This window comes from Neobacillus bataviensis LMG 21833, assembly GCF_000307875.1.
GTDB lineage: Bacteria > Bacillota > Bacilli > Bacillales > Cytobacillaceae > Neobacillus > Neobacillus bataviensis.
The window spans coordinates 98,169-116,683 of the sequence record NZ_AJLS01000056.1; the positions used below are offsets into that span (position 1 = coordinate 98,169).

General features: G+C 41.2%; 19 protein-coding genes and 1 pseudogene. 3 read left to right on the forward strand and 17 right to left on the reverse strand.

What is annotated here, in order from left to right:
- Nucleotides 1–50 precede the first annotated feature (50 nt).
- From BABA_RS10085 to BABA_RS26480, 5 genes are all read right to left on the reverse strand, one after another.
- The gene (locus BABA_RS10085) at nt 51–1,838 is read right to left on the reverse strand and encodes an adenine deaminase C-terminal domain-containing protein (RefSeq protein WP_007085074.1); all 1,788 of its coding nucleotides are present in this window, start codon (nt 1,836–1,838) and stop codon (nt 51–53) included.
- Between the two features lie 110 nt (nt 1,839–1,948).
- Entirely contained in the window at nt 1,949–2,575 is a 627-nt protein-coding gene (locus BABA_RS10090) for a LysE family transporter (protein WP_007085075.1), read from the reverse strand.
- Between the two features lie 103 nt (nt 2,576–2,678).
- Complete coding sequence (locus tag BABA_RS10095; protein ID WP_007085076.1) at nt 2,679–3,719, reverse strand: glycosyltransferase family 2 protein; 1,041 nt, start codon at nt 3,717–3,719, stop codon at nt 2,679–2,681.
- 20 nt (nt 3,720–3,739) lie between these two features.
- Complete coding sequence (locus BABA_RS10100) at nt 3,740–5,416, reverse strand: DUF6044 family protein (protein ID WP_007085077.1); 1,677 nt, start codon at nt 5,414–5,416, stop codon at nt 3,740–3,742.
- Nucleotides 5,417–5,539: 123 nt separating this feature from the next.
- Complete coding sequence (locus tag BABA_RS26480) at nt 5,540–5,692, reverse strand: aspartyl-phosphate phosphatase Spo0E family protein (protein WP_157273159.1); 153 nt, start codon at nt 5,690–5,692, stop codon at nt 5,540–5,542.
- A 204-nt stretch (nt 5,693–5,896) separates the two neighbouring features.
- Here BABA_RS26480 and BABA_RS10105 point away from each other — a divergent pair, with 204 nt between their 5' ends.
- On the forward strand, nt 5,897–6,883 hold the full coding sequence (locus BABA_RS10105) for a potassium channel family protein (protein ID WP_007085079.1): 987 nt from the start codon (nt 5,897–5,899) through the stop codon (nt 6,881–6,883).
- A gap of 43 nt (nt 6,884–6,926) precedes the next feature.
- Here the strand turns inward: BABA_RS10105 and BABA_RS10110 are convergent, their stop codons facing one another.
- The 5 genes from BABA_RS10110 to yugI all read right to left on the reverse strand — a co-directional run bounded on the left by BABA_RS10110 (nt 6,927) and on the right by yugI (nt 12,683).
- A complete protein-coding gene (locus BABA_RS10110) occupies nt 6,927–8,273 on the reverse strand; it encodes a glucose-6-phosphate isomerase (RefSeq protein WP_007085080.1) in 1,347 nt (448 codons plus the stop codon).
- Nucleotides 8,274–8,385: 112 nt separating this feature from the next.
- Complete coding sequence (locus BABA_RS10115; protein ID WP_007085081.1) at nt 8,386–9,549, reverse strand: iron-containing alcohol dehydrogenase; 1,164 nt, start codon at nt 9,547–9,549, stop codon at nt 8,386–8,388.
- 96 nt (nt 9,550–9,645) lie between these two features.
- A complete protein-coding gene (locus BABA_RS10120) occupies nt 9,646–10,917 on the reverse strand; it encodes a Glu/Leu/Phe/Val family dehydrogenase (protein WP_007085082.1) in 1,272 nt (423 codons plus the stop codon).
- 26 nt (nt 10,918–10,943) lie between these two features.
- A complete protein-coding gene (locus BABA_RS10125) occupies nt 10,944–12,143 on the reverse strand; it encodes an ornithine--oxo-acid transaminase (RefSeq protein WP_007085083.1) in 1,200 nt (399 codons plus the stop codon).
- A gap of 138 nt (nt 12,144–12,281) precedes the next feature.
- The gene (gene yugI, locus BABA_RS10130) at nt 12,282–12,683 is read right to left on the reverse strand and encodes a S1 domain-containing post-transcriptional regulator GSP13 (protein ID WP_007085084.1); all 402 of its coding nucleotides are present in this window, start codon (nt 12,681–12,683) and stop codon (nt 12,282–12,284) included.
- Nucleotides 12,684–12,887: 204 nt separating this feature from the next.
- On the opposite strand from yugI, the pseudogene BABA_RS10135 reads away from it, so the two are divergent.
- Nucleotides 12,888–13,139, forward strand: a pseudogene (locus BABA_RS10135) (helix-turn-helix domain-containing protein); the annotation flags it as partial.
- Between the two features lie 159 nt (nt 13,140–13,298).
- Here the strand turns inward: BABA_RS10135 and BABA_RS10140 are convergent.
- From BABA_RS10140 to BABA_RS10165, 6 genes are all read right to left on the reverse strand, one after another.
- Complete coding sequence (locus tag BABA_RS10140) at nt 13,299–13,562, reverse strand: DUF1871 family protein (RefSeq protein WP_007085086.1); 264 nt, start codon at nt 13,560–13,562, stop codon at nt 13,299–13,301.
- Between the two features lie 64 nt (nt 13,563–13,626).
- Nucleotides 13,627–14,811, reverse strand: coding sequence for an alanyl-tRNA editing protein (locus tag BABA_RS10145; protein WP_007085087.1), 1,185 nt, complete (start codon nt 14,809–14,811; stop codon nt 13,627–13,629).
- Between the two features lie 124 nt (nt 14,812–14,935).
- The gene (locus tag BABA_RS10150; protein ID WP_007085088.1) at nt 14,936–15,295 is read right to left on the reverse strand and encodes a hypothetical protein; all 360 of its coding nucleotides are present in this window, start codon (nt 15,293–15,295) and stop codon (nt 14,936–14,938) included.
- A gap of 127 nt (nt 15,296–15,422) precedes the next feature.
- A complete protein-coding gene (locus BABA_RS10155) occupies nt 15,423–15,974 on the reverse strand; it encodes a superoxide dismutase family protein (RefSeq protein WP_007085089.1) in 552 nt (183 codons plus the stop codon).
- Between the two features lie 107 nt (nt 15,975–16,081).
- The gene (locus BABA_RS10160) at nt 16,082–16,291 is read right to left on the reverse strand and encodes a hypothetical protein (protein WP_007085090.1); all 210 of its coding nucleotides are present in this window, start codon (nt 16,289–16,291) and stop codon (nt 16,082–16,084) included.
- Nucleotides 16,292–16,382: 91 nt separating this feature from the next.
- Nucleotides 16,383–17,132 (reverse strand): peptidylprolyl isomerase, encoded by a 750-nt coding sequence (locus BABA_RS10165; protein ID WP_007085091.1) that lies wholly within the window; start codon nt 17,130–17,132, stop codon nt 16,383–16,385.
- A gap of 126 nt (nt 17,133–17,258) precedes the next feature.
- Between BABA_RS10165 and kapB the strand changes: the two genes are divergently transcribed.
- Nucleotides 17,259–17,639, forward strand: a complete 381-nt coding sequence (kapB, locus tag BABA_RS10170) for a kinase-associated lipoprotein KapB (protein ID WP_007085092.1) — start codon at nt 17,259–17,261, stop codon at nt 17,637–17,639.
- 38 nt (nt 17,640–17,677) lie between these two features.
- Here kapB and kapD read toward each other — a convergent pair whose 3' ends face one another.
- Entirely contained in the window at nt 17,678–18,301 is a 624-nt protein-coding gene (kapD, locus tag BABA_RS10175) for a 3'-5' exonuclease KapD (protein WP_007085093.1), read from the reverse strand.
- Nucleotides 18,302–18,515: the final 214 nt, after the last annotated feature.

Below are 18,515 nucleotides of genomic sequence, written 5' to 3' on the forward strand. Positions count from 1 at the left end.
GATGGATCATGCGCTTTGATGCATGATCCATTTTGATTCACTCGTAAAATTTACCTTTTCATTTGATAGTTTACGGTAGTCAATGGTGTCGAATGTAATAAAATTTCATCCGTCTTTACCTCATACAAGCCATATGGAACCAACCGAAGGCCCGGCAGAAAGTCACAGGTTAAAAATAACAAAGTATAGAGGATGTCATGAAATGGAAAACCACGCTCCTGCAAGGCAGACAACAATTGATCATGATAGTCCACTGCTGTGGCAAAGGAAGGAGTGGTTGTCATCATTCCAGTGAACGGCAAAGGAATTTCCAGGATTACCTCGTTATTGTCGACAATGGCAATTCCACCGCCCATTTCATGAACCCTTGATGCTGCTTTTGCCATCGCGTCCGGGTTTCTGCCGACAACCAGCAACTCTGTTGTGGTATTGTAAGTTGAAGCCATGCCGTCGAGATTTACAGCAAATCCCTCCAATATGCTCCTTGAAATCCATTCTCCATTTCGATCAATTAAAACGGCATTTACTAGTCCTTCATAATTAGAAAGATCCGCATACCCATTTGCCGACGGAAGTTCCGTATCCTTTCTTTGAGTAATGACATTACTTCTAAAATAAGCAACCGGGACTGGGTCACTTTCATCTGGATGGGGATAGCGATATAGATTCCTATTTTCCAAGACTGATTTAGAAAAGACAAATGGTTGTCGAACAATATATTTATTCCAATCTATTTCAGGAAGCGAAGCGGTTAACTTCCCATTCTGAGCCACTATTTCCCCGGATGCAATTACTGTGTCAGGACGGAAATCTACAAGGTCAGGCAGCATTAGAATGTCTGCCTTTCTGCCGGGAGCAAGTCCGCCAATATAATCATCCAGTCTTAAATATGTCGCAGCATTGATGGTGACCATCTGAATGGCCGTCATCACCGGTACACCAAGTTCCACAGCCTGTCTTACAAGCCCATCCACAAATCCCTCTTTTTCAATAAACGAAGGATGTGGACCGTCTGTCGTCATGACAATTCTGCTGGTACTTACCTTTCCTTCTGTAATAAGTTTAACGATTTCCGCTAAATCCGGACGAAGAGAGCTATTTCGCAGCGTCGTCCACATGCCTAATCGAAGGCGGTCAAAAGCTTCTTTCGCTGTTATCGCTTCATGACATGCCGTCACACCAGATGCGACAACTGCATTTAATTTTTCATAGGAACAGCCAGCTGTATGCCCATCGGAGACCTTGCCCAAGCTTTTGACAAAATCCATGGTATCAAGCAAGAAGGGATCACCATTATATAATAATGGCCAGCGCGTTACTTCAGCTGAACCTAGAACCTCATCAAGTTCAAGCAATTCTCTGATATCCTGATGGTTATACCAATCCCGTTCTCCTGGATAATCCGCTTGTGATACAAGCCGTGCCAGCCAAAAAAAGTTTCCAGGTAATGGTTTTAAATCTTGTACCATTTCTTTAAAACCGGCTGCACCCATATGTAGATAAAAAAATAAGTTATCATTCACGGTGGTGGTGGTGCCTAATGGGACTACTTTCCCTGTAACGCTTACTGGATTATAGAACACCCATGGATGGGCGTGGGCTTCGATAAACCCCGGTGATAGATACTTTCCTTCAGCATTAATGACCAGTGTATCAGCACCAATAGAAGCTTCGCTTGTTCCAATATAGGCAATGCAGTCTTTATAAACAGCAATATTTTGTTGTAAAAACTCCCCGGAATAAACATTGATAACCGTTCCGCCTTTAATATATAAATCAGCAGGCCGGTTTCCCTTTGCAACTTCAATTAACTCACTTCTTTGTGCTATAAGTTCCATGATTCCGCTCCTATCCCCAATATTGTTTGTTAAATAAATATTATTATGTTTAATTTAATATCGTCTATTTAACATAATATTAAAAGGAGTATAGTTTACATGTCAATAATTTAACTGAATAAATTATTAAATGCCTGCATCCCAAAGTAAATACCAAAGCCAATCAAGGAAATGCCGGACAGAAGAGAAATCCCAACAAGCCAATGGGAGGTTAAATACTTACGAGAACTGCTTGCCACAGCTGCCATAGCAATATCCCACACCAAAAGCCCGATAAAAATTGCACTGCTATAAAGGATTAATTGGCCGGTATCATAGGTCGCAGCAGTCTTGGCTAGAACTGATCCATAAATGCCTAACCAAAAAAGGATGGTCAGTGGATTTGAGATAGACATCAGGAAGCCCGAGAAAAACGATTTAATCAGTGGTTCTTTCCCTCTGGTATATTCTAGGTTGATTTTTCCGGCATTCATGAAGGTTTCAATCCCCGTATACATCAGGACAAAACAGCCAAAAAACCAGAGAAAGGTTTGCATAAATGCCGTTTCAAGAAACTGGACAACCCCTATGTAAACAATAAGCATGTAGATCCCGTCGGCGACCACTGCCCCCACCCCAATGAGCCAGGAGTGCATAAAGCCATGTCTGATTCCCCGATCAATTTGCGCAGCATTAATCGGCCCAATCGGTGCAGCCAGTGACAATCCTAATAAGATATAGCCTATAAATATATTCATGTTAAATCCCCCCTAAAAAAGAAGCCTGTCTTCCCATATTTATTCAGAAGAGGGAGGTTGTACGACAAAAAAGAGTTCCCCATTAAGGAAAACTCTTGGAAAATTATTTGTTTGTTTCCGATACTTTTCTAAAATCAAGACTGAACCCATCATCCATCAACGTTTGATTAAGCAAATGGTTCCTTGGATGGGGCAGATTAAAGGAATCGATATCGACGATGTACTTTGGACGCTGCTTCGTCTCTTTATAAATTTTACCAATATATTCGCCAATTAATCCAATCGCAATTAATTGCAGGCCACCGATTAACCAAATCGAAGTAATCAACGATGTCCACCCCGTCGCGGTATGACCAAAAAATTTAAGAGCTAAAAAGTAACCGCCAAAGACAAGACTCATGAAAAAGGAAACAAATCCCGTGATCAATACAAAACGGATTGGTGAAATAGAAAAGGAGGTTATCCCATCAAAAGCAAAGCCGATCATTTTTTTCAAAGGATACTTCGTGACACCTGCCTGCCTTTCTAAGCGATCGTAATAGACCACATCGGAACGGAAGCCTAGCAGTGGAACAATTCCCCTTAAAAAGAGATTTACCTCATTGAACCGTTCTAACTCGTCTACTGCCCTTTTGCTCATTAACCGGAAATCCGCATGATTATAGACAAGATCAACCCCCAGCTTTTTCATTATTTTATAAAATCCTTGGGCCGTGCTTCGTTTAAACAGCGTATCCGTATCACGGCCTTTACGGACTCCATAAACAATTTCATATCCTGCAAGGAATTTCATAACAAACTCGCGAATGACCCGTATATCATCCTGCAGATCGGCATCAATCGAAACCACACAATCCGAATGCTCTTTTGCTGTAAATAAGCCGGCAAGTAAGGCATTTTGGTGCCCGACATTACGCGATAATTTTAAGCCTCGGACGTACTCGTTTCGCAGCCCTTCTTTATATATTAACTCCCATGTACGATCCTTACTTCCATCATCAACAAACAGGATTTTGCTCTGCCTAGAAACTAGCCCCTCATCCATCAGCTCTATTAACAATCCCTGAAGTTGATTGAAGGTTTCCTGCAAGACGTCTTCCTCGTTATAGCATGGTACAACAATCGTAAGGACTGGATCAATCATCTGTTTACTACCCCCGGTGTCTACAATGTCTTATATAAGTAAATTTTCCATGCTGCCGTTTTCGATATGAATACCTTATCAAGCATCAATTGATTTTGCTCAGCATTGTCGATTGGTATGGCCGAAAAGATATAACGTCCGCCCATTTCCTTAAAAACTTCCGTATTCAGTTCTAAATTTTTTAAATGGCGTTTGGAATCTTTCTTCAGCATATATCGTTTTCCAAGCTGGGCCGTGAAAATGTAACAGCGCCCGCCCCATTTATCGAAGTAGTTTCGAATGGTTTTATTTTTTGCCAATTCCCTTTCAATTATTTTCCTAAATTGATGTTTATAGCTTAATGGATAAAAATTATTATAGGTATCAATCGTGTAAAAGCCATTGTACTGCGCGACAGCAGGATGCAATCCAATACTCGCAATCCGGTAATCCTCTTGTGGAAGGGCGATATGCTCCTTTATTTCATGAAATAAATCCTCTGCGAAAAATTCCTTGACGGTTGGCTTATCCTTATAAATGATTTCATCATTGCATAACGCCAAAAATAGGATTTGCAAAACAATCAGCCATTTCGCCAATTTTGCCCAATCGATCCCTTGCAGTGAAATAATTTTTAAGGCAAGGGCAAAGGCTGAATAAATTACAAGCGGCCTCAAAAAATGGTAACGGGCAAAATTAAAGGTATCCATAAAGTGGAATCTTTCTGTTAAGGGCAGCCAGCCCTCATAAAACCAAAACGCATACCATAACGACAAGAGAATATTGAGTGCGAATAAAAAAATAAATAGTTTTTCCTGCCGCCAAAGTTTTTTCGAGAAAACAATGAAGATCGCGATAAAGGTGGCCGGCAAAATAAATAAGGTATGTACGGTCAATACATGGGTGTGTCCAAGCAGGTAATTTTTCACAAAAAGCCGGACTGCCCTCCAAAAAGGAAGATGCGCATGAAAATATTCATCACGGCTATTCGGTTCTTTTGAAAATAAAAAAGAATAAACGAGCCGGTACTCCACAAGCATAAAAATAATAGTCATATAACTGATTGCGAACAAAAAGCGAAAGTTCCAGCCCTTTCCGCGCAAAACATCCCAAAGCCATAAAACCCCGATTGCACTTAAAAAAAAGAAGAATCCTAAAACGATGCTCGCATAAAACGGGATCAGTGTTAGGACTAGATAATCCTTCCAACTTCCTTTTCCAATACGGATGTTGAGAAGTGCCCAAAGCGCCAGCGGCATTCCTAACGTGCTTAACATTCCTGACGGCCAAAACGGTGTTAAGGCAAAAGCAAGGGCACTCCCTATTTGCAGGATGAGCCATTTTTCGCCCTTAAGAAAATGATCCTTCAACAGTAAATACATACCAAAGAAGGCTGCCACCCTTGTCAATGCTTGGCTTAAAGCGTAGGCAATCATCGTTGGGAAAAGTGCATATAGCCAGACAATTATGCTGTATTCTGTCCCAAAGGCGTTTCTCGATAGTTGTCCATTGATAATTTGGGGAATGACCGCATTGGCGCTGCCAAATAGTTCTCCACTCTTCGCTAACACCTTATACCACGCCAGGTTTGAATCTAAATTATCATGTACCCGGATATGGGCATTTTCCTGCAAAATAAATAGTGGAGAAAGATAGATCGCGAGAACAAGTAAAGCGAAGAAGATCAGCCTTCGCTCTTTTTTCGTATCAATAACCACTCTTCTACACCTCAAAATTTTTATCTTATAAAGGGCATGTTTGTTTTACGGTTTGCTTTTGGAATGGAAATTATTCCTTTAGTTAAAAAAAACCTCCCGGAGACCGGAAGGTTTTTCATATGATTAATGCTTGATATTTTTATTATGATAAACATTCAATAGAAGATCGAGTCTTTGACTGCATTGAACAACACTTGGATTTGAATACCCATATTGATGTGCCAAAAGGATCATTTCCAATCTCGTCTTTTCAATATTCGACAATAGTGAATTCATACCAGTATCCATCTTCCGACCTACCTTCCATGTTGCACCTATATCAATAGTAATAAACATAATTTATAAGTTTTTCATAAAAAAGGCAAGCATTAAAATTAGAACCTTTTGTGAACATTTACCCATTCGAAATAATGATTCAAAAATAATGAGAACTTGCACTTTTGTCAATAATAGGTAGTATCTAGAAAAGAGGTGTGGGTCGTGCCGAACAGGGTTTATATAAGTTTTTTGCGATTACCGCTTCTCATTCGAATCCTCTTAATTGCATTGCTAGTGTTCTTGTCATTCGGAATCTCTATTCACTTTTTAGAGCCAGAAACCTTTCCAACTATGTTTGATGGTATTTGGTGGGCGATTATTACGGCCTCCACTGTGGGATATGGTGACTATGTACCACATTCTTTTTTGGGCAGGTTGACTGCATTAATTTTAATATTGCTGGGAGTTGGAATTGTCTCCTCCTATTTTGGAACCCTTGCTGCTGCGGCAGTTACCAAGCAGGATGCCTTTTTCGAAGGAAGAATCCCATTTAAAGGCAATGGACAAATCATCATCATTGGCTGGAACGAGAGATCAAAGGAGCTCATTCATAAGCTTACCAATGTTAAATATCCGCAAATGATTGTCTTAATTGATGAAACCCTTGAAGCAAATCCGTTGAAATCAAAGTTTGTTCATTTCATCCAAGGAAAAGGTCATGTCGATGAAACGATTATCAAAAGTGATATTGAAAAGGCTGAAAAAGTATTGATTACCGCTGACCGCGGAAATGATGAGCTGCAAGCGGATATGAACAGTATCCTCACCTTGCTCACGATTAAAGGGTTATGTGCTCAAGTGAAATGCATCGTTGAAATTCTAACAGCTGAGCAGGTTGTCAATGCCATGAGGGCCGGTGCAGATGAAGTAATTCAATCCAATAAATTGACGAGTGTGTTTATGATTAATAGCCTTCATTCCAATGGAGATGGGCTGTTATCGAAGGTTGTTCATCAATTACAGGAAAGTAGATTGTCTGCTAGTGCAGTTAATCCAAATGATGTCGGTAAAACCTTTAATGAAGTTTGCCAGAAACTATTGTCCGACGGCTTTCTGTTAATCGGGATCAAAAGAGGCGAAGAAACCATTCTAAATCCCGCTCATAAGTTTGAAATCGAAGAAAGTGATGAGCTATTAACGTTTAAATAGAAAAGAGTGCGGACACCGCAAAATGCGTCCGCACTCTTATCAATTATAATCTTTTTTCAAGCTCAGCTTTCTTTTCTTCATATCCAGGCTTACCTAATAAGGCAAACATATTGACTTTATAAGCCTCTACCCCTGGCTGGTCAAAAGGATTCACTCCAAGAAGGTAGCCGCTCATCGCACAGGCTTTTTCAAAGAAGTAAACAAGGTAACCGAATGTGTATTCATCCATGGCAGGAATGGAAACGATTAAGTTTGGCACACCGCCGTCAGTATGAGCGAGCATCGTTCCTTCGAATGCTTTGTTATTAACAAAATCAATGGTTTGTCCTGCTAAGTAGTTCAAGCCATCTAGGTCATTTTCAAACGCTTCAATTTTCAGCTCATGACGCGGTTTTTCCACCTTTATGATGGTTTCAAACAAATCGCGGCGACCTTCTTGCACATATTGTCCAAGAGAGTGGAGATCTGTCGAAAAGTTTGCCGAAGATGGATAAATTCCTTTTTGGTCTTTTCCTTCACTTTCGCCAAACAACTGCTTCCACCATTCGGAAAAATATTGCAGACCCGGCTCATAATTGATGAGCATTTCAATCGTTTTCCCTTTATTGTATAGCGCATTTCTTACAGCTGCATACTGGTAAGCAGGATTCTCCTCAAGCTCTGAATGGCTGTAGTCCCCTTGGGCTGCTGCTGCACCTTCCATCATCTTCTCAATGTCAGCGCCGCTTACAGCGATTGGCAATAAGCCTACTGCAGTTAAAACGGAATAACGGCCACCGACATCATCCGGAATCACGAATGATTCATAGCCTTCTTCCGTTGCCAACGTTTTTAGGGCACCTCTTGCCTTGTCTGTTGTTGCATAAATCCGTTTACGTGCTTCCTCAACGCCGTATTTTTCCTCAAGCAGCTTGCGGAAAATACGGAAGGCAATCGCCGGCTCGGTGGTTGTTCCGGATTTAGAGATGACGTTAACAGAGAAATCCTTGCCATCAAGGAGATCGATTACATCGTGCATGTAACTAGAGCTAATATTGTTACCGACAAAAAGGATTTGCGGCGTGCTGCGTTTTTCTTTTGGAAGAGCGTTGTGGAAACTGTGTGACAGCATTTCAATTGCCGCCTTTGCCCCAAGGTATGAACCGCCAATTCCAATGACAAGTAGGACATCAGAATCGCTTTTAATTTTCTCAGCGGATTTTTGAATCCGCGAAAATTCCTCTTTGTCATAATTAGTCGGCAGTTCAATCCAACCTAAAAAGTCGCTGCCCGCCCCAGTACCCTCATTTAGAGAATGGTGAGCTACTTTTACAGCATCCCGTAGGTATGTAAGTTCATGTTCTCCAAAAAAAGTAAGTGCTTTTGAGTAATCAAAACGTACATGTGTCATGAAATGATCCTCCATCAATTTTATTTACATTACAACTTTAGCGAATGCCAAGAAGATAATCAAGAAAGGGCACACATTGTAAGCGTGCCCATTTTCGACATTTTTCTCACACCTATAATGATGCCTCATAAATAGCTAATACGTCGTCACGATTTAACTTGGTAAAGTTGCCAAACTCACCGTTTGCCATTGCACGGTCGGCCATTAAATCGAGCTTCGTATCATCAATTTCATAATCAGCTAAACGTGATGGTGCTTCAATGCGATCCCAAAACTCACGCAGCTTACGAATTCCTTCAAGACCTGCTTCCTCAGCAGTCTTACCAGCAGCATCTACGCCGAATACCCGGACAGCAAGCTGTTTAAAGCGCTCAGGTTTCACATGTAGGTTATGCTCCATCCAGTGCGGGAAAAGAATCGCCAGCCCGCCGCCATGCGGGATGTCATAGACGGCTGAAACCGCATGCTCAAGATTATGGGTTGCCCAATCGCCGCGATAACCCATATTTAATATTCCGTTCAATGCCATGGTGCCGCTATAAAGAATTGTTGCCCGGTGCTGGTAGTTTTCTAGATCCGCCAGCAATTTGGGTGCTGTATCCATCACCGTAGTGAGCAACGATTCGCACATCCGATCCTGAAAGTCTGTATTTTCTTCCAGATGAAAATAATGTTCCAGTATATGTGACATCATATCGACGATTCCATAAATCGTTTGATTTCTTGGTACCGTAAACGTATTAACAGGATCTAAGATAGAAAATTTCGGGAATGTCACAGGACTTCCCCAGCCATGTTTTTCATTGGTTTCCCAATTCGTGATTACCGAGCCGGAATTCATTTCTGACCCAGTTGCCGCTAGCGTCAATACCGTACCAAAGGGAAGTGCTTCCATCGCAACAGCCTTTTTAACCACTAAGTCCCAAGCATCGCCATCATATTTAGACCCTGCTGCAATTAACTTGGTACAGTCGATGACACTGCCGCCGCCGACTGCTAAAAGGAACTCAATTCCTTCTCTTTTGCAGATTTCCACCCCTTTTCGGGCAGTTGAAATGCGGGGATTCGGTTCGACCCCGGAAAGTTCAAATACTTCGGCACCTACTTCTTGTAAAAGGGATGTAACCTTATCATAAAGACCGCTTCTTCTAATACTGCCGCCCCCATAGACGAGCAGCACTTTTTTGCCGTATTGAGGAATTTCTGTTTTTAATTGTTCAAGCTGGGCTTTCCCAAAGATTAATTTTGTTGGATTCCAAAAAGTAAAATTCTTCACATCGAACACCTTCCTTTTCATTTCCCATTATTATTTAAAATCATTATTTTTGCAAAAAAAAGAAACCCTTACATCAAGATGAAGCAAGGAATCCATTTAGACCCACCCCCTAAACAAGGAGGCTTCTGCTATTTTTCTTACACCCACCATATAAGCAGCCAATCGCATATTTACGTTCCGAGTTTGTGCTAGTTCATAAATTTCATTGAAGGATTTGACTAGCCTCTCTCGTAATTTCTCCGCAATTTCTTCTTCTGTCCAATAATACCCTTGTTTATTTTGAACCCATTCAAAATAAGACACAGTGACCCCTCCAGCACCTGCCAATACATCAGGCACTAGTAAAATTTCACGCTCGGTAAGAATCGTTGTCGCCTCAAGTGTGGTAGGCCCATTGGCTGCTTCAACGACAATACTCGCCCTAATATTGTGGGCGTTTTCCGCTGTGATTTGATTGGAGATGGCAGCAGGCACCAAAATGTCACAATCCAGCGTAAGCAATTCCTCGTTTGTAATTGCCCCTTCAAATAAACTGGTAACCGTACCAAAGCTGTCCCGCCGATCCAATAGATAATTAATATTTAAACCATCTGGATCATAAAGGGCACCGTATACATCAGAAATTCCGATAACGATTGCACCTGCATCATGTAAAAACTTTGCGATATAGCTGCCTGCGTTCCCGAATCCTTGAATAACCACACGAGCCCCTTTAACCCGAATGCCGCGTCTTTTTACCGCTTCCTCGATACAAATCGTAACTCCCTTTGCGCCTGCTCTTTCGCGGCCCTCAGACCCTCCCAGCACAAGTGGCTTTCCCGTGATAAAGCCCGGGGAGTCGTTTTGCCGAAGACGACTGTATTCATCTAACATCCAGGCCATAATTTGCGCATTCGTGTACATATCCGGGGCTGGGATATCTTTCGTTGCCCCGACGACTTGACTAATCGCACGAACGTACCCACGGCTTAAGCGTTCTAGTTCACCAAATGACATGGCTCGCGGGTTACAAACAACACCGCCTTTTCCTCCCCCAAAAGGCAGATCAGCAATTCCGCATTTCATACTCATCCACATCGATAGTGCCTTGACTTCCTCTTCATTTACCCTTGGATGAAAGCGGACACCGCCCATTGTTGGCCCAAGGGCGTCATTATGCTGGGCGCGGAATCCTGAGAAAACTTTTGTCGACCCATCATCCATGCGTACAGGAATCCTGACACTAAGTGATTTCAAAGGTTCCTCTAATAAATGAACCATATCTTCGTTATACCCTAGTTTTTTACATGCATCGTGAATCACAATTTGTGTTGATGTAAGAAGGCTCACTATTTCTCTTTTCTTTCCGTCTCCATCAGTTGTCCCCATTTTGGCACCCCTAGTAATTTTTCCATTTACCCCAAAACTTTGCTAATCCGCTCAATTGCCCAATCTAATTCTTCTTTACTGATAACAAGCGGCGGTGCGAATCGAATGACTGTGTCATGTGTTTCTTTACATAATAGCCCATGATCTTTTAATTGTTCACAATACCCGCGGGCTGGTTCCGTTAATTCCACACCAATAAACAATCCTCGTCCGCGAACGTCCTTGATTTTAGGATTCTTAATTTCCTTTAATTTGTTGATAAAATACTCCCCAAGCTCTAAGGATTTTTCCGAAAGCTTTTCATCTACAAGTACATCAAGGGCCGCAATTGAAACAGCGCAGGCCATCGGATTTCCACCAAATGTTGACCCGTGGGAACCTGGGTTGAAGACACCTAAAATATCCTTGTCAGCAACCACGCACGAGATTGGGAATACGCCACCCCCAAGTGCTTTACCGAGGATATACATATCCGGCTCAATGCCTTCCCATTCACAGGCAAACATTTTTCCTGTACGCGCCAAACCTGCCTGAATTTCATCGGCAATAAAGAGCACATTGTTTTCCTTACATAAATCAAATGCAGCCTTCATAAAGCCTGCTGGTGGAATGACAATTCCTGCCTCACCTTGGATGGGCTCGATTAAAAAGGCTGCTGTGTTTGGGGTAATCGCAGACTTAAGTGCCTCTAAATCACCATATGGAATAAGCTTAATACCTGGCAGCATCGGGCCAAATCCCCGTTTATATTCGGCATCGGATGACAATGAAACAGCTGTCATCGTTCTTCCGTGGAAATTCCCTATACAGGCGATGATTTCTGCCTGGTCTTCCGCAACCCCTTTTACATCATAGCTCCAGCGGCGTGCTGCCTTAACAGCCGTTTCAACAGCCTCTGCCCCTGTGTTCATCGGTAAGACCATTTCTTTCTTCGCTAACTGGCAAACCTTTTCATACCAAGGACCAAGCTGGTCGTTATGGAAAGCACGTGAAGTTAATGTAACCTTATCCGCTTGATCCTTTAATGCTTGAATAATTTTTGGATGGCAGTGTCCTTGGTTAACAGCAGAGTAAGCACTAAGCATATCCATGTATTTATTGCCTTCAGGATCTTCTACCCAAACACCCTCCGCACGTGAGATGACAATTGGCAGCGGATGATAATTATTGGCACCGTATTTCTCGGTCTTTTCAATCAATTCGTTTGTATTCCTATTGGCCGACATGAATCATTCCTCCATTTCATTCCTTACATTTATGTATAGACAATACTATTGTAGCCGAGCAGGGAAAAAGAATGAACAGATTTGATAAAAAAAGCCTGAGCCAACTAATTTAATAGCTGGGCTCAGGCTTCTCAAGACTTATTTTTTTATTAAATCTTCGCGTTGGGATTGATCAATCCACTCTTGTAACTTATCTTTTAATGTGTTAAAACCTTGCCCGCCGTCAACTTCAGGAATAATTGCAGCCGCTTGGCGTTTGCGCGGCTTCTTTGGTTTAGCAGCCTGTTGAACAGGTGCTTCTTCAGTAGCGCGGATTGAAAGGCCGATTTTGCCAGCTCCTTCATCGATTGACAAGACCTTAACGTTAACTTCATCGCCAACTTTAAGGTGATCATTAATATCTTTTACATATCCGTGCGTAATTTCCGAAATATGAACAAGACCTTGGGTTTGTTCGTTGAGTGCAACAAACGCTCCATAAGGCTGAATTCCTGTTACCTTACCTGCTAATATACTACCTATTTCAACTTTTTCTGTCATAAAAACACTCCTAATTTATAAAAAATTTTATCCCTTATATGCGCATTAAAAGATTATATCATACTACCTAGTTTTAATCAAAGAAGCATTTTATATGAAATAGGTGATGCTCCAAGCTTTTCCATAAAAATCTTAACAAAATGTTCAAAAGTGGCATAAGAAATAAAAAATTTACCATGATATACTAATAGTGAGAAATTATCTTTTCAGGAAGAGGTGAACTGTATGAGCTCAATTGGTAACACCATTAAAACTGCACGCGAGATGCTCCATATGACCCAAGAAGAATTGGCTCAGAAGGTTAGAGTTGGAACACAGACCATTGAGAAATATGAATCTGGGGAACAAATGCCGAGTACTCAGACAATCATGAAGTTATCTACTGTTCTGGATATCCCGGCTTCTGAATTATTACAACACCAAGTTCATACAAATTCTGCCCCTACGAATCTGTAATATAACCTAAGAATGCAAAAGCGGTAAAATGTACCGCTTTTTTTATTTATTTATTTTTTTCTGTTTAGAAAATGGAAATTCTGGGTATCCTTTAGACGTAAAGCTTTCTAGTATTCCCCCTTTTTGAAGAGGACAACCAAATTGGTTTGTCCTCTTTTTTTATAGCGAGCAAGATTCATTTTCTTTAATCATTAATAATTCCTCCGCTACTTTTAGGCAGCTATTCATTGGGATTATTTTTTCAAAAGAAAATTCGTATATGGCTTGAATTCTCTTGGCCAGTTTAGATGGATCGTTCAGTTCATGGACGGCTTGAATCGTGTCTGCTATTTCCGTATCATAGTCCCCATTTTTCAAGTGAAAGGGATCCCACTCATTTAGCACATCCACAAATTGTAAATTCGTTTGAAGCTCTTTTCTCATTTTTCTGTCTCCTATTATTTTTACATTTAATAAATAATTTTATCCTACTTTTTCCCTCAAGAACCTATCTAATAACGGTTAACAGCTGTTGAAGAATTTCCTCCGCAGGTATTAGAGCATTCCCGCCGCCTTGGGCAAAGGAATCATTTCCCCCGCCTTTGCCGTTTAGTAAGGGCAAGATCTCCCCCACCAATGCTTTCATATTTTCTGTTCTCGTGGTACCGCGGGCACAGACTAGCTGCATACGGGAGTCATTCGCTGACACAAACAAGACTAGTGCTCCATCATCTTCAGCAATCACGAACCTAGCCAGCTTCTGAAGCTCCTGAATTGTTCGGTTTTGAAACACCTCAGCGACAATATGATTATTTTTAGCCAACAAGTCATTCGCTTCATATTGAAGTAAACTTTCTTGTGCTTGCTCAAGTGCCTTCTCAGTAAGTTTTCCATTTTCCAGCAGCCGTGCCACAGCCTGCTCCATTTCCGCTTCCGGGGCATTAAGGAGCTTCGTTAATCCAAGCAAAAGCCTTTGCTTGTCTCCAAGCAGTTGAAGCACTCGATTGCCGCAAGCAAATTGAATCCGGACTTTCTTCCTTTGTTTTTCCCAATCTAATATTTTTATTCCCCTGACCTCACCGGTTGCCTTTGGATGCGTCCCGCCGCAGCCGTTATAATCAAATTCCGGAATAATCACGAGCCGGATATCTTTTTTTACCTTCGTTTCTTTCCTTAGGGGATAGTGGGACAGCTCTTCTTCCGTTACCCATTTGGTTTCAATCGGCCTGTTCTCTAAAATAATCCTATTCGCAAGCGCCTCTGCTTTCTTCACTTCCGCATCTGTCAGATTTTCAGTTTCAAGATCAATCGTCAGGTTGTCTACCCCTAAATGAAAACCAACCGTATTGTAATCAAATAATTGCTCAAAAGCGGCCGATAATATATGCTGCCCTGCGTGCTGCTGCATATGATCAAATCGCCGTTCCCAATCAATAGTGCCTGACACCTCACCTGCACTATCCTGTAATGGGCTCTCCAAGTAATGGCGAACCTCTCCATCAATTTCTTCGACATTCACTACTTTTTCAACTGAAATTGTGCCCGTATCATGCGGCTGTCCCCCACCCGTTGGATAAAAGGCGGTTTGGTCTAAAACGGCATACCAATTTCCATTCTCGTCTTTTTCTTGCTTTAAAACATGGGCAGTAAAAGTTTGTATGTAGGCATCTTGATAATAAATTTTATTTTTCATTGCAAAAACACCCCGTTAAATTTATGTATGACCATATTGTCTAAAAATATGGTAAATTAATCAAGCCTGAATGATAAAAACCTGTCCTTTTTACAGAACAGGCTTCATTTATTAAAGATGGAATTTATTTTTTCTCTTTCTTCCGCTGTCCAAATGTTGCTGGATTAAATCCGCCCATTCCTTGCGGGAAACCTGTTTGTTGCTGACTGCCCATCCCTTGAGGGAAAGCCGTCTGCTGACCGCCCATCATTTGCGGGAATCCTTGCTGCCCATAGCTACCCATTTGTGGAAAACCCTGTTGACTTCCGCCCATTTGTGGATATCCATGCTGGAAGCCCCCCATCATTTGTGGATGACCATGCTGATAGCCGCCCATCGTCTGTGGATAACCATGGTATGGGTACCCTCCCATTTGTTGCCCGAAACCTGGCTGCGGGAAGCCCATTTGCTGTCCAGGAAAACCGCCGAATTGTCTTTTTTCCATTTTATTCGCCTCCTTACATTCTCCCTGTAGTGTATGTACCACTTTTTGGATAAGCTTAGATTAATACCTATAAGAAAAAATTATTTTTTCAACAAAAAAACTATCCCATAAATGAGATAGGTAAGTTCTATTTCTTTTCATCCTGGGCCTTTTTTTGCCCTGCTTTTTTATTTTTAGAAATTTCCCCGCAGGCAATCCGCTTTCCCGAATCTCCGGCAGGCTGGCTCATCCCATCATCCTTCCCTTCATGTACTACGATTGAAGTACCTTCTTTTGTAAACAGTGATTTTTTCCCGTCCGTTAAGGTGACGTTTGGAGCCATTAGGTCTGCTTTTGCCGATTCATCATCCCCGACAATTAAATTCGGCAGGTCACCGGCATGCGCCCCTTTTGGATGAAGCAGGCCATGTTCCTTTTTTTCAGGATTGAAATGGCTTCCCGCAGATTTAAAGTCAGGTGCTTCACATTTTCCTGTGTCATGAATATGGATGGCATGCTCCCCAGCCGGGAGCCCTTTTAAATTTACTGTCATTTTAACGCCGCTGGACTGCTCAGCTAAAGTCACAGTTCCGAGCGAATCACCAACAGCATTAAACATTTCTACATCTACCTTTTTGACTTCCTTTTCCATGCATCCTGTAAGCATGAGGAGTGGAATCATCAGCCAGAACTTCTTCATATGTAATCCCCCAACTTTAGACAATTTGCCATTAGTATGGGCAAACAGGTCATGACCTATTCAAAATTTATGAGTCCTATATACGAAAAAAAAAGGAACAGCATTTGTTAACTGTCCCTTTGTGTGGATTGGTTATTTTTTATTTGTTCCTCTAACGCTTTTGTCTTTTCAGCTTCCCGTCTAGAAACTTTCATGATGAAACGCATTGTAAAAAAGGCGGCAATCATAAAGATTGTTAGGCTAATAACAGCTGGTATATATTCTGATTTATCCTCTGGAAAGTATAAAAATAAAGCTAGCACTGATGGTTGAAACATTTTTCTTCTCCCTTTCTTCTAAAGGAACTGCTCTATTGATTATAGCAACAAAAAACATTTCACACCAATGAATCTGCACGAATAGATACTGTTACTTTAAAACATTGATTTTTTTAATGATTACATCTGTTTCCGGTTTATCCTTCTCATCCGCGGGAGTGGCAGCAATTTTATCGACAATATCCATCCCCTCAACTACCTGGCCAAAAACAGTATGGCGATGATCAAGCCAAGGTGTACCCCCGTTTTGATCATAGGCATCGATAATTTCCTTCGGGTATCCGGCCTTTTCCATTTCCGACTTCATGGAAGGGTCGAGTGATGTGCTTTGAACGATAAAAAACTGACTGCCGTTCGTATTTACACCTGAATTGGCCATTGACAAGGCGCCGCGAAGATTATACAGATTTTTCGAGAATTCATCCTCAAATGGCTTCCCCCAAATACTCTCTCCACCGGTTCCGTTGCCGTTCGGATCCCCACCTTGAATCATGAAGTCTTTAATGACACGATGAAAAATTAAACCGTCATAATATCCTTCTTCACTATGCTTCACAAAGTTTTCAACGGCTTTAGGCGCATATTCTGGGAATAATTTAATTTTTATCGTCCCCATCGATGTTTCCATTTCCACCAGTTTTTCATTTTCTGAAACCTCTGTTGATAGCTGAGGATAAACAGCATTTGTCACTTGTTGTTCTCCTTCCTTCTTCTGCTCTGTCTTTGGCGCCGCAGTTTTCGATTTCGATTGTGTATCTTCATTCTTCGAGCTTGTCCCACATGCAGCTAATACCATAATAATCGACAATAACATAATTAGTATTTTCAAATTTCTTCTCATATAGTCATCCCTCCATTTTTACACTTTAACCGAAATTTTGTTTTTTTGCACTTTGTTTTTAATTTAGCCTTTTTTCTATTAAAATGAAAGTATAGAAGAAGAAATTATAGTCAGGAGTTGTTTTTGTTGGCAGAATTACAGGTGGGTGAAGTTGTAACGGGGATTTATAAAACTGGGAAATATATCGGTGAAATAACCGAGATCCGTCCCCAGCATTATTTAGTCAGGGTGTTAGCGGTCATAAAGCATCCGATGCAAGGGGATTTGCACAGTCCAAAAGACGCAGATGTACTTATTTTTCATGAAAGACGCGCGCTCAGCTTTAGGGAACAGGCGAATATCCCAAAACAAATGGTCAAACCGTTTGAAAATGAAGTTCCAGAATATATGGAATCGCTAAAGGAAGCCGTTGCTAAAATGAAAACGGAGCTTGCTGAGACAGCTTCGGAATGGGCTGAAATGAGTATTAAAGCGATGGAATCATTGGAGAAGGATTATAAATTTTAGCATACAATAGGCCAAATCAGTTTGAATGATTTGGCCTTTTATGCAAATTCATTTAATAGCTTTGAAAAATCGACTCGATCGCCAATCGTCGTTGGTTTTGGTTTTTCTAAATAGCGTTTATCCTTTTCGACGAGTTTGAATATATTGTAGGTAGTCATGGCATCATCAAGTGCCCGGTGATGCCGGCCTGTCCCTTCCTTGCCGTATTCCTGTACAGCTTTCCATAGACCCGTTTGGTTTTGATCCCCAAAGAACCGTTTATATTCCATGGATAAATCCAATTCGGCTCCATGAAAAGGAAAATCAACTCCTGCCATTAAACAATTGTGCCGCAGTACCTTCATATCCATATTTCCCCAAGTAACAATCGTGGTTTCCACATTCTCCATATTGAACTCCGCCAATTTTTTGATCAGTTCAAAAATAGATAACCCTTTGTCCACTTGCTGCTGTGAAATATGTAGGAAGGATTTGCAGCGTTCGGATAGGTTCGGAAATTTTAATGGAGTCACATAGGATGAGAATTGCTCTGTTATCTGATCATCAACGACTGCCACAATTCCAACCTCAATAATTTCTGCAAAAAAGTCTTTCATTCGCACATTTCGTTCCGGCATTGTAAACTCAAAATCAATAAATAAATATTGCCGTCTTGCTCTCATTTTTTCACCACCTTTTTCTTTTTCCTCTTACTACCATTATATAAAGAAACCTGTACAAAAAACTGTGCTTTTTTTCTATTTTTTTATTTATCTAACATTATATCACGAATTCTTTGAAAGTTTTTTAAATTTTTGTACAATTGAAAAGAAAAGCGCAAGCGCCCTGGTCAGCGGCGTATGGCCTGGAGCGCTCCAACTGAGATAAAGGAAACAC

Coding starts and splice junctions, on each gene's coding strand:
- BABA_RS10085 (WP_007085074.1), bottom strand. CDS start 1,838: ATGGAACTTATAGCACAAAGAAGTGAGTTAATTGAAGTTGCAAAGGGA.
- BABA_RS10090 (WP_007085075.1), bottom strand. CDS start 2,575: ATGAATATATTTATAGGCTATATCTTATTAGGATTGTCACTGGCTGCA.
- BABA_RS10095 (WP_007085076.1), bottom strand. CDS start 3,719: ATGATTGATCCAGTCCTTACGATTGTTGTACCATGCTATAACGAGGAA.
- BABA_RS26480 (WP_157273159.1), bottom strand. CDS start 5,692: ATGAATTCACTATTGTCGAATATTGAAAAGACGAGATTGGAAATGATC.
- BABA_RS10110 (WP_007085080.1), bottom strand. CDS start 8,273: ATGACACATGTACGTTTTGATTACTCAAAAGCACTTACTTTTTTTGGA.
- BABA_RS10120 (WP_007085082.1), bottom strand. CDS start 10,917: ATGGGGACAACTGATGGAGACGGAAAGAAAAGAGAAATAGTGAGCCTT.
- BABA_RS10125 (WP_007085083.1), bottom strand. CDS start 12,143: ATGTCGGCCAATAGGAATACAAACGAATTGATTGAAAAGACCGAGAAA.
- yugI (WP_007085084.1), bottom strand. CDS start 12,683: ATGACAGAAAAAGTTGAAATAGGTAGTATATTAGCAGGTAAGGTAACA.
- BABA_RS10140 (WP_007085086.1), bottom strand. CDS start 13,562: ATGAGAAAAGAGCTTCAAACGAATTTACAATTTGTGGATGTGCTAAAT.
- BABA_RS10145 (WP_007085087.1), bottom strand. CDS start 14,811: ATGAAAAATAAAATTTATTATCAAGATGCCTACATACAAACTTTTACT.
- BABA_RS10150 (WP_007085088.1), bottom strand. CDS start 15,295: ATGGAAAAAAGACAATTCGGCGGTTTTCCTGGACAGCAAATGGGCTTC.
- BABA_RS10155 (WP_007085089.1), bottom strand. CDS start 15,974: ATGAAGAAGTTCTGGCTGATGATTCCACTCCTCATGCTTACAGGATGC.
- BABA_RS10160 (WP_007085090.1), bottom strand. CDS start 16,291: ATGTTTCAACCATCAGTGCTAGCTTTATTTTTATACTTTCCAGAGGAT.
- BABA_RS10165 (WP_007085091.1), bottom strand. CDS start 17,132: ATGAGAAGAAATTTGAAAATACTAATTATGTTATTGTCGATTATTATG.
- kapD (WP_007085093.1), bottom strand. CDS start 18,301: ATGAGAGCAAGACGGCAATATTTATTTATTGATTTTGAGTTTACAATG.